The organism is Streptococcus sp. oral taxon 431, from assembly GCF_023110115.1.
Classification (GTDB): domain Bacteria; phylum Bacillota; class Bacilli; order Lactobacillales; family Streptococcaceae; genus Streptococcus.
Window position 1 is genome coordinate 522,803 of the sequence record NZ_JALDVP010000001.1, and the last position, 10,307, is coordinate 533,109.

Here is a 10,307-nt window from a genome sequence, read left to right on the forward strand (position 1 = left end):
GATGTTTACTTAACCATATCAGGGTCATAGTCGTAAAATCCAGTATCCAAGAAACGATTTTTAGGATGCAACTTGCGAACTTCTTCATCGAGCAAGAAGGCTTGGTCATGTGTAAAGTTACCTTCTTGAATTAAATCGCGCGCTTGGATAAAGAGTTTTGCAATTTCTACAAAGTTTTGGCCTGGAGTGTAGAGACCTTCAAGCTTCCAATGAGTGAAACCATGTTCTACCAACTCAGTCAACTTGGTCATCAAATCAAGGTCATTGTTAGCAAAGATATGAGTCCCATGATTGTCTTCAAAAATAGAGTAATGGCTCTCTGGGTCACTTGGCTCAGCCAAGAACAAGTCACGTTGACGAGATTTTTCATCATCAATCTGTGTGAAATTATAGTAGTTTTGCAAGAGTGGACGCTTCGAATGGTGGATAACACTAGCACCGTATACCAAGACCTCAGCAGGAATTTCTAAAATTTCAGGCATTTTGAAAAGTTCTGCAGATGGAATTTCACGCGCCAAAACTGCTTCTGACGCTCCTGCTTTTTGTCCCCAGAAGTTAATCTGACGACTGCTGGTGACCATGGTTGAGGCATCGTAAATCGTTTTGAAAGAATACTTATCACGGTTAACCACATAAAAGACACCTGCGTCCCCAACTGTGATATAGTCCGTTTTGATTTCTTCTAAAAAGTCCAAGAATGGCTTGATACGGTCCATCATGTCTTGGTGCATAAGAGCATTGACCGCAACGATTAATTCCTTACCGGCATCATGAACAATTTTTGCGATTTCACGCAATTCTTCATGACTAAAGGTCGTTGGCAAACGAAGACCAAAATCTTTCTCACCGACATAAATGCGGTCGACACCAGCTTCAAGTAGCTGTTTCACTTGTTCAATACTTTCAGCAGTTGCTGTAATGATAATCTTTTCCATAGAGAAAATTATACCACATTTTCAAAAAATCAGCTATATAGAAAAGTGGGTCTTGTTAGTCCAAATTTTAAAAAAAGTGAACCGTATCAATAACAGTTCACTTTTTAGATTTATGCTTGTGTCTTTTCAACAAGTCGTCCGTCATTCATCACATAAATACGGTCAACCTTATCTAGTAAGCGAGTATCATGCGTAATCATGACAACTCCCCTACCTTGCTCATGGGCAATTGAAGCCAACATATCCGTCACTTGATAAGCACGTTGTGTATCCAAGCTAGCTGTCGGTTCGTCTGCAAGTACGATACTAGGATTATTATAAAGGGCTCTAGCAATTGCAGCTCGTTGGCGTTCACCACCAGAGAGAGCTTTGGGATAGTGATTTTTAACCTTTTCCAAATCCAACAAACTGAACAACTCTTGTCGGTTACTTTTTATAGATTTCTTTTTATCCAAACGGTCAATTAAATCTAATTGCTCCTTAACCGTTAAAAAGGGAATCAGATTTGAGGCCTGGAGGATAAAACCAAATTCTCTGAAGCGCAAATCCGTTTTTTCTTTTTCAGATAAATGCCCAGTCTCTTTTCCCTTTACCAGAATCTTGCCACTTGAAGCTTCCTGAAGTTGTCCTAGAGTTGTTAAAAAGGTTGTTTTACCTGATCCAGAAGGCCCCACAATCGCTACAAACTCCCCAGCGTTTAGCTGAAAATTGGTCTCATGGAGAGCTGTGACTTTCATATTGCCTTCGCCATAAGTTTTTGTCACTTGAATCATCTCAATTAATGTCGTCATATCATTCTCCTTATCATTCTGCAATGGCTGTAATTGGATCCACTTTAAGTAGACGCGGAAGCGAAATGACGCCACCTAGAAGTGCCATCAAGCAAATGACCAGGCTTAACACAAAGTATGCCAACCAACTAGGGTAGAAAAAGAAGGTTGCAGGTAAGACTAAAATGACAGCCCAAATGGCTAATAAAGCCAATCCTATACCCAAACCAGATAAAAGAAAGATTTGACAGAAAAGGGACCATACGATGGATTTTATCTGAATCCCTTGCGCTCGCATAATTCCATAGAGACCTAATTTTTGAATAGTAATGATATAGATAAAAATCCCTACAATCAGACCTGTAATGACAATCATAGCTAGAATCATTCCTGAGAATACATTGACCTGAGGAGTATAGCCAGGAATTTTCGAAATCATTTTTTGAATAGAAATCTGCTTCAAACCATCGCCAATCACTTCTACATCATTTTGCAATACCAATGCAGAGATCGAACGATTGGCTTTTGTTGTTCCTTGTAAATCCCAATACGTTGTTAAACTTGTAAAGACAACAGGTTCCGTGAAAAATTTATTTTCTCTGGTCAGACCTACAATCTTAAAACTTGTCTCACTTCCGTTGAGTTGAATAGCGTCCCCGAGTTTGATGCCGTAATTTTCAAAAGACTGATCCACTACCACTTCTTGGTCATTTTCTGGGTAACGCCCTTCAATCAAGATTGGCGAAATAAAACTGTCCCACTCTTGACCAAAAATAGAGACATTCATCTTGTCACTACTATTAACAAGGTTTGTCACCGCAAACATATAGCTCAGGGGAACAGCATCCCCAGACACTTTATCTTTGTAGTCTTTTTCTGGTATAAAGGATGCAGTCAAATTATCATTTGCATAATCGGATAGCACAACTCCTGTTGCTTGCCAATTATCAATAGCAGCCCTGTTATTTCGAACAAGCCCGAGAGCCAAACTGGTCATAAAAAAGACCATAAAAGCAATGAGAAAAATGGTTGTTAGAATTAAACTGTAACGCAGTTTATTCTGTAAAATTTCTTTGAAAGCAAGATACATGCCAATCTCCTTTAAGTATTCTGTTGTTGAGGGAACAAATCTCCTCTTTACCATAGCACTAAAGATAGAAAACTATCTCGTCATGAACAACTAGAATCAATTTAAAAGAATCCTGTCCTTACTTCAAAATTGAATTTATTTGCATCTGTGTATGATTTTTATTCGTTTCAACCATCAAATTTCCCCTCGTTAAAATAAGAAAAAATAATAAAGTTTAAACGGTTTACTCATCCTATCATTTTCCCATTAGCATGTCAAGAATTCCGAAATTGGCCTTGATAACAGATTTTATGCAATTTGTAACAATCCTGTAATAATTCTCTCTTTAAAAAATGATAAAATAGTAATGTACTGTTAAGGAGAGAAATATGCCCGCAAGAAAACTACACCCGTATGAGTTAGAACAAGAAAGTATAAAAACTGCTCAGTTTCAAGATTATGTTCCAGAAAATGCTTCTGTCGCTAGTGTAAAGGAAGTCCTATTTTTTGTAAACATCGCTTGTTTCTGTGTATTTTTAGCAATTTTTAGCTTTATGTTCTTATCACTAAAAGTCAATACCGTTTTATCTTTTGCCTTGGCAATTGGACTCAGTCTTGCAGTCTTGCAATTCCAGCGTACTTTTATTAAGAAAAAATTCAAATAAAAACCTTCGATGAATCGAAGGTTTTTATTTATTCTTTCGTTTTGATGGTGTTGAGATAGCTATTTTGACTTCAAAAACTGTTCCATTTGGTTTGTTGTCCTTAACATTGATAGTTCCCTTAAGCGCATCAACAATTTGCTTAGCCAATGACAAACCTAATCCGAATCCACCCTTTTGACGTGTACGTGCCTTATCAACGCGATAAAAGCGATCAAAGATTTTCTTTTTATCAGCTGCAGAGATACCAATTCCATTATCTGCTACCGTTAAATATAGACTGCGTTCTGTCGTTGAAATTTCAAAATAAATATCTCCTTCTTCTTCCGTATACTTGACAGCATTGTCAAACAGAATGGTCATCAGTTGTTTAAGAAGGAGTTTATCAGTGATAATGGTTCGATGCACACGGTTTTCGAAACGAAAGACACGATCATTCTCAGATGCAATCATTTCATAGTTGGTAAAGATCGTATTAAAGAAGTCGGGCTCTACTTCTCCAAGTTCTGGCTTAATTCCGTCATCTCTACGCGCTAAATTGAGCAAATTCGTCGTTAGGAATCTCATGTTTCGAACTTCTTCCAAACTCGAAGCAATGCTCTCACTGGACTCCATAATAGTCGCTTCTGGTTTTCTAAAAAGTGTTTCCAGACGGTTTTGAAGAACTGCTAGTGGAGTGCGTAGTTCATGACTGGCATTCTCCACAAAGCTCTGTTGTTTTTGCATACTTTCAAGTAGGGGCTTAACACTGACACGAGCAAGATAGAGACTGGCTAAGATAGATAGAATCCAAAAACTTGCCATGACCACCACAATTAACTGCTCGTGGTTTTGACTAATCTGCTCTAGTTGGCTAGTGTTTACCAAGATTGCAGCATACTTGATATTAGTCGAAACCGAATCAATATTCATTTCCGTCAGGACAACACGGTAAACTTCATCCTGACCATAGCTATTCACAATATGAAGTTGGCGAATATGGTTTAAATCCTTTTTATTGAAGGTTATCCTATCTAATCCTAAAAAGCGATTTCCAGTCACTAATTGATTCAGATTTGAATCCAGCAAAATAACTTCTGTATTGGAGCTGATTGTAACTCTTTTATCCGAATTTGTGGTGACATTTCCACCGTTTATATCCTTTACATCATCTGTTGCACGATTGACTGCCAATTGAATAATATCCTGAGGATTATTGCTCAGTGCTAGAAGTTTCTCATCTACAGACGTGTAAAGACTGGAGTGCATAACCTGCAGGATAATCAAGGTCATTGCAGAGAAAATCAGCGTAAAAACTCCAAAGTTACGGATAAAGTAGCTGAAATCTTCTGCGTACCAATTCTTTTTAAATTTATTAAACATGTTTTAAAATATACCCAACACTGCGTAAGGTTTGGAGATTCTCAGCAAAGACTGTCCCCTTTAATTTCTTACGAACTTTTGATACATAAACTTCTACAACGGAAATAGTCGTATCACTATCAAATCCCCATAGACGGTCAAAAATCTGTGTCTTAGGTAAGATAACATTTTGGTTTTGGAGGAAATAGACCAAGAGTTCAAATTCCTTACCGAGTAACTCAACAGAAGTATCGTGAACCTTAACCTCATTTGTAGAGAGGTTAACCGTCAAATCTCCATAAGAAAGAGTATTTTCGTTGAATTTCCCAGAACGTTTGAGAAGGGCTTGGATACGCATCTTGAGCTCTTCCAAATAGAAAGGTTTTGTTAGATAATCGTCTGCCCCAAGTTCAAATCCATGTCCTTTGTCATCGAGACTTTCCTTGGCTGTCATGATCAGAACAGGAGTCGAAATACCTTTTTCACGCAATTCTTTCAAGACTTGGAATCCATTTTTTTCAGGCAACATCAAGTCCAATAGAATCAAATCATATACGCCACTTTCAGCCTCATAAAGACCTTCTTCTCCATCAAAAACCTGCATAACGTCTGCAAAATCATCCAAAAAATCAAAGACTGAATTTGACAGACCTAGGTCATCTTCCACTAATAGAATTTTGATCATCAAAAATTCCTCCTTATTAAGCTTATTATAACAAAAATATCTTAAAAAAAACTCAACTTTCCTTGTTTTTCTAGGAAAAAGTTGAGTTTTTATCATCTATTTAGACTTGAATAATTTTAAGCTTTGCTATATTCTGCAACCGCTGCTTCAACGGCTGCTTTTTCACGCTTAATCAATTCAACGCGAGCTGCGATATCCTTGATACCCATACGGATATTACGGCTAAGAGCTAGGTCAGATACTTGAGGCTCGAAGAAAGCTTTGTATTCTGCCAAGCGTTCTTCAGTTTTAAAGATATTAGAAGGGTAAATGACAAATCGATCAAAGCTCATATCACCACCAAGAGCTCCCTTAACCCAATCCCAGTTTTCACGCGCCCATGTCCAAGCAGTTTCTTGAGTAGCCTTGTGTCCAAGGAAGTGGAGGTACCACAATGCCAGGTCTTGTGGTTTGACGATAAATTTATCCTTCCAAGTTGCAAGAAGCGTTTGGATATTTTCAGCGTCTGTGCTGTATGATAGGGCTGCAGCTAACTGACGTTTAAAGACTGCATCTGTAGCATGAGTATATAAGTCGAGGTAAAGAGCTACCAAGTCTTTAGTCTCATGTTGTTTCATTTCATTGATGAGAACTTGTGAACGAATAGCTGCTGGAAGACCTGCAAGATTGTCCTTATGAGCTGCAAAGATTTGACTTGCGACTTGGCTCGCTTCCTCATCATTTGAGCGAATCATCATTGAGATTGTCAATTGACGAACCAATTCGTCCTCATCTGCTTCTCCATCTTTTGCTTCAAATCCAAGGCGATTATAGTTGTAACGAGCGAGCTTAGCAACAAGTGCTTTAAAGGCTTTCTCAGTCTCAGTTCCTTCATCGATAAAGCGTTCAAGAGCTGAAATAACTTGAGAAACTGCTGCAACAACTAGGTAAGATTCTTCTTGTGCCAATTGATCTACAACCGGAAGCAAGTCCGCAAATGAAATGTGACCAGCTTCAGCCAACAAACGACGTTCTTGGACGATTTGAAGTTTACTTGTATTATCAAGTTCTACTAATTCTGAAAGGATAGCATCCAGCAACTCACCTTGATAATCTGTAATGTAGTGGGCTGTATTTTCTGTGTTTAGTCGAAGGGCTGTTTTGTTCTCAGCAAGCAAAGCAGCATAGCCAGGAATCTCGATACTTTCAGTTTCAAGAGTATCTGGCAAACCTTTCCAGTTACTGTTAAGTGGCACTACCCATAGACGGTTCTTATCTTCGTGCTCACCGATGAAGAATTGTTTTTGTGAAATCTTCAAGACATCATTTTCAACCTTGACAGTCAATACTGGATAACCAGGTTGCTCCAACCAAGAATCCATAAAGGCTGCTACGTCACGACCTGATGCTTGACCAAGAGCATTCCATAGGTCACGACCAATAGTATTTCCATATTGGTGTTTTTCAAAGTAGGCATGCAATCCTTTCGCAAAATCAGCATCTCCTAGCCAACGACGAAGCATATGCATGAGACGGCTACCCTTAGCATAAACGATTGCAGGGTCAAAGAGAGTATTGATTTCGTCTGGATGACTGACTTCTACGTGAACTGACTGAACACCGTCTGTCGCATCGCGTTTTAGAGCTGATGGGACACCACTTGTTTGGAAGTCCTCAAAGATATTCCAGCTTGGCTCGATGGCATCCACACAGACGTATTCCATCATGTTAGCGAAACTTTCATTGAGCCAAAGGTCATCCCACCATTTCATCGTTACAAGGTTACCGAACCATTGGTGAGCAAGTTCATGGGCAATGACAAGAGCTACTTGTTGACGGCTAGCAAAGGTAGAGTTTTCATCCACAACCAAGTAAACTTCACGGTAAGTGACAAGACCCCAGTTTTCCATAGCGCCTGCTGAGAAGTCAGGGAGAGCAATGTGGAGAGATTGAGGAATTGGATATTTGACTCCATAGTAGTCTTCGTAAAATTCGATCGAACGAACAGCGATGTCTAGTGAGAAGTCAAGGTTAGAGAGTGGGTGTGCTTTGGTTGAGTATACTCCTACAAGAGTACCGTTCTTAGTTGTAGCCGTAACTCCTTGCAAGTCTCCAGCCACAAAAGCGAGTAAGTATGAAGACATACGTGGAGTTGTCTCAAATTTCCAGATACCAGTTTCCTTGCGGTTTTCAACGTCAATCTCAGGCATGTTTGACAAGGCCAATTCTCCTTCTGCCTGGTCAAAACGAAGAGATAGGTCAAAAGTTGCTTTAGCTTCTGGCTCATCCACACATGGAAAGGCTTCGCGGGCAAAGTGGCTCTCAAACTGAGTTGACAAAACTTCCTTCTTAACCCCATCAACTGTGTAGTAAGATGGGTAAATTCCTGTCATGTTGTCTGTGATTTTACCTGAAAACGAAAGAACCAATTTAACCTGACCCGCTTGCGCAAGTTCGATATGAAGAGCTTCGTTTTCATTATCAACTGTAAATGGACGCGCCTGACCAGCTACTTCTACAGAAGCAATCTCCAAATCTTTTTGGTGAAGGGAAATACGGTCGCTTTTAGCTTGACCAGTGATGGTTACTTTCCCTGAAAAAGTCTTGGTCTCGCGACTCAAGTCCAAAAATAAATCATAATGTTCAGGAACAAGTTTTTCAATGTAATGTTCTACTGCTTGCATCATTTTCTCCTATTCTATATTTCTGAGCAAATGCTCTAGTTCAAACATACCTATTTTATCATAATTTAGGACAGAAAAAAGGTTTCAAACTACTTTTAGAAGAATTTTGTCTTCTTGGACTAAAAATATAAGAAAAAAGTTTCCGAAACGCTCCCATTTTCTACGTTTTTATAGCTTTTTTAGAAACTGTCAAAAATAGTCAAAAAATACCTAAATTTATATGAAATTTACATCAAATTTATTGACTATTTCACATGTTAGTGCTAGAATTTGATTGGTATCATTAATACCATGTTATAACATTTATTTTGTCTTACTTTTTCATTACTATTTTACAGTTAATTTATTAGTTTTTTTCTGTAATGAATCATATTTATTCAGAAATTCAGAGTTCTCTTCTAAATAATGTTAACATGTATTCTCCTTCATGAAGAAAACTAATAGAAAATCCATTCTACCTTTTACTATCAAACAAATTGTAGACTAGTTGATAATATACGGAGATTGAAAAACTATTGTAATTTTTATCTACCTTGGAGCAGTAGCAAAATTACACTAATTGTCGTAGTTAAGCTGTAAATCTTATTAATGATAAAAGTAAACATTTTGAGTGTTAAAACTAAATAAAAAGATTTTATAGAAGAAAGGATTTGGGGAAATTGAAATCTCTATATAAAAAACTATTTGCGTTGGTAGCAATGATTAGTGTAGTTGCACTTGGTTTGTCAATCATTAACCCAGTGTCTGCAGCGACTGTTACACCAACCATTACAAACCTCAAAGCAGATACATCTGGTCAAAAAGTTACATTTTCTTTTGATTGGGACTTGACAGGTAAATCAGTTAAAGAAGGAGATACTTTTACCATAGACGCTCCCGAAGGTTTAAATATCACAGAACTCGCAACGCAATCCCTTCAAGCCAACGGTGCTGAAGTGGCTACCTTGTCAATGACAAACAAAAAGATTACTTTTACTTTTAAAAAAGCAATCGAATCCATGAACCAAAACGTTAAGGGTGGATTCCAATACCGTGCAGTGTGGGATAGCACTCCAGGAAATCCTGGAAACAAGACTGCCACTTCTAAAGTCGGTTCAGAATCTGTCATCATTACACGTCCTGATGGTCCTGGTGTATTTGAATCTGTCTTAAATAAATACAACCTTACAGGTGACTATGTAGCTAAGGAATTCAAACTAGATGCATCTGAAAACTATGCATGGATGAATGTTGGAGATGACTACTATCTAACAAAATGGTTCATCCGTATCAACGGAGATGGCAAAAAACAAGCCATCACAAACCCAGTTGTATCAGATAAAATCCAAGCTCCAGCTGTAGATTACTCTAAGATTACATTCAAACCAGCTGCTAACCATGCAGCAAGTGAATTCTTCGTGGGAACTTACTTGAAACCATCATTCACTTTGAGAAAAGGTGGACAAGTGGTTGCTTCAGGTTGGGACTTCTGGAAACATGTGAAATTCGATGCAGACGGTAATGGATTTACTGTGAATTTATCAGATGTCAGTGATGTATTTAAAACAGCATCTAGTGATGAATTGATTGTTGAATACCAAACAATCATTCCTAAAACAACCATCCGAGTTGATAACAATGCTACTTTGACAGCTGATGAAATCACAACACCTCAAACTGACCCAGCCTTCTGGAACAACAATGAGTTGAAATTCTGGGTGAGCGGTGACAAAACTGTAACCGTTCAAAAAGAATGGGTTGGCGATAGCGAAGCAGATCGTAAAGATATCACTGTTCAATTGTATGCTGACGGCCAAGCTTTAGAAGGAATGACACAAACTCTTACAAAAGCCTCTGGTTGGCAAGCAGAATTTACTAAATTGCCAGGTATCAAAGACGGTAAGAAGATTGAGTACTCAGTAGTGGAAACAAATACACCTGAAGGTTACACTTCTAAAGTTGAAAAAATTGATGATGCAAACGTGATTAAGGTCGTCAACACATCAAACAAACCAACTACAACTACAACTGAAGCTCCAACTACAACTGAAGCTCCAACTACAACTGAAGCTCCAACAACTACTGAAGCTCCAACAACTACTGAAGATCCAACAACTACTGAAGCTCCAACTACAACTGAAGCTCCAACAACTACTGAAGCTCCAACTACAACTGAAGCTCCAACTACAACTGAAGCTCCAAC

The 10,307-nt window shown here is 38.4% G+C and carries 8 protein-coding genes; 2 read left to right on the forward strand and 6 right to left on the reverse strand.

The genetic code is table 11. From position 1 onward, the window contains the following. Positions 1 to 5 precede the first annotated feature (5 nt). From M1F91_RS02860 to M1F91_RS02870, 3 genes are all read right to left on the reverse strand, one after another. The gene (locus tag M1F91_RS02860) at positions 6 to 935 is read right to left on the reverse strand and encodes a peptidase U32 family protein (RefSeq protein WP_247912558.1); all 930 of its coding nucleotides are present in this window, start codon (positions 933 to 935) and stop codon (positions 6 to 8) included. Positions 936 to 1,045: 110 nt separating this feature from the next. Next, complete coding sequence (locus M1F91_RS02865; protein ID WP_247912559.1) at positions 1,046 to 1,726, reverse strand: ABC transporter ATP-binding protein; 681 nt, start codon at positions 1,724 to 1,726, stop codon at positions 1,046 to 1,048. Between the two features lie 13 nt (positions 1,727 to 1,739). Beyond that, entirely contained in the window at positions 1,740 to 2,795 is a 1,056-nt protein-coding gene (locus tag M1F91_RS02870) for an ABC transporter permease (protein ID WP_247912560.1), read from the reverse strand. 368 nt (positions 2,796 to 3,163) lie between these two features. Between M1F91_RS02870 and M1F91_RS02875 the strand changes: the two genes are divergently transcribed. Beyond that, positions 3,164 to 3,439, forward strand: coding sequence for a DUF3270 family protein (locus M1F91_RS02875; RefSeq protein WP_247912561.1), 276 nt, complete (start codon positions 3,164 to 3,166; stop codon positions 3,437 to 3,439). 24 nt (positions 3,440 to 3,463) lie between these two features. Here M1F91_RS02875 and M1F91_RS02880 read toward each other — a convergent pair whose 3' ends face one another. From M1F91_RS02880 to M1F91_RS02890, 3 genes are all read right to left on the reverse strand, one after another. Then, the gene (locus M1F91_RS02880; protein WP_247912562.1) at positions 3,464 to 4,798 is read right to left on the reverse strand and encodes a HAMP domain-containing sensor histidine kinase; all 1,335 of its coding nucleotides are present in this window, start codon (positions 4,796 to 4,798) and stop codon (positions 3,464 to 3,466) included. Beyond that, positions 4,791 to 5,462: a two-component system response regulator CiaR gene (gene ciaR, locus M1F91_RS02885; RefSeq protein ID WP_247912563.1), complete on the reverse strand. Its 672-nt coding sequence runs from the start codon at positions 5,460 to 5,462 to the stop codon at positions 4,791 to 4,793. The genes M1F91_RS02880 and ciaR overlap by 8 nt, the downstream gene beginning before the upstream one ends. A gap of 116 nt (positions 5,463 to 5,578) precedes the next feature. After that, a complete protein-coding gene (locus tag M1F91_RS02890; protein WP_247912564.1) occupies positions 5,579 to 8,125 on the reverse strand; it encodes a M1 family metallopeptidase in 2,547 nt (848 codons plus the stop codon). A 659-nt stretch (positions 8,126 to 8,784) separates the two neighbouring features. On the opposite strand from M1F91_RS02890, the gene M1F91_RS02895 reads away from it, so the two are divergent. Continuing rightward, positions 8,785 to 10,307 (forward strand): Cna B-type domain-containing protein (locus tag M1F91_RS02895; protein ID WP_247912574.1); only part of this gene is annotated, 1,523 nt, incomplete at its 3' end.

Bases quoted from the DNA above. Each gene is read 5' to 3' on its own strand.
- M1F91_RS02890 (WP_247912564.1), bottom strand. From the start codon at position 8,125: ATGCAAGCAGTAGAACATTACATTGAAAAACTTGTTCCTGAACATTAT.
- M1F91_RS02870 (WP_247912560.1), bottom strand. From the start codon at position 2,795: ATGTATCTTGCTTTCAAAGAAATTTTACAGAATAAACTGCGTTACAGT.
- M1F91_RS02865 (WP_247912559.1), bottom strand. From the start codon at position 1,726: ATGACGACATTAATTGAGATGATTCAAGTGACAAAAACTTATGGCGAA.
- M1F91_RS02860 (WP_247912558.1), bottom strand. From the start codon at position 935: ATGGAAAAGATTATCATTACAGCAACTGCTGAAAGTATTGAACAAGTG.
- ciaR (WP_247912563.1), bottom strand. From the start codon at position 5,462: ATGATCAAAATTCTATTAGTGGAAGATGACCTAGGTCTGTCAAATTCA.
- M1F91_RS02880 (WP_247912562.1), bottom strand. From the start codon at position 4,798: ATGTTTAATAAATTTAAAAAGAATTGGTACGCAGAAGATTTCAGCTAC.
- M1F91_RS02875 (WP_247912561.1), top strand. From the start codon at position 3,164: ATGCCCGCAAGAAAACTACACCCGTATGAGTTAGAACAAGAAAGTATA.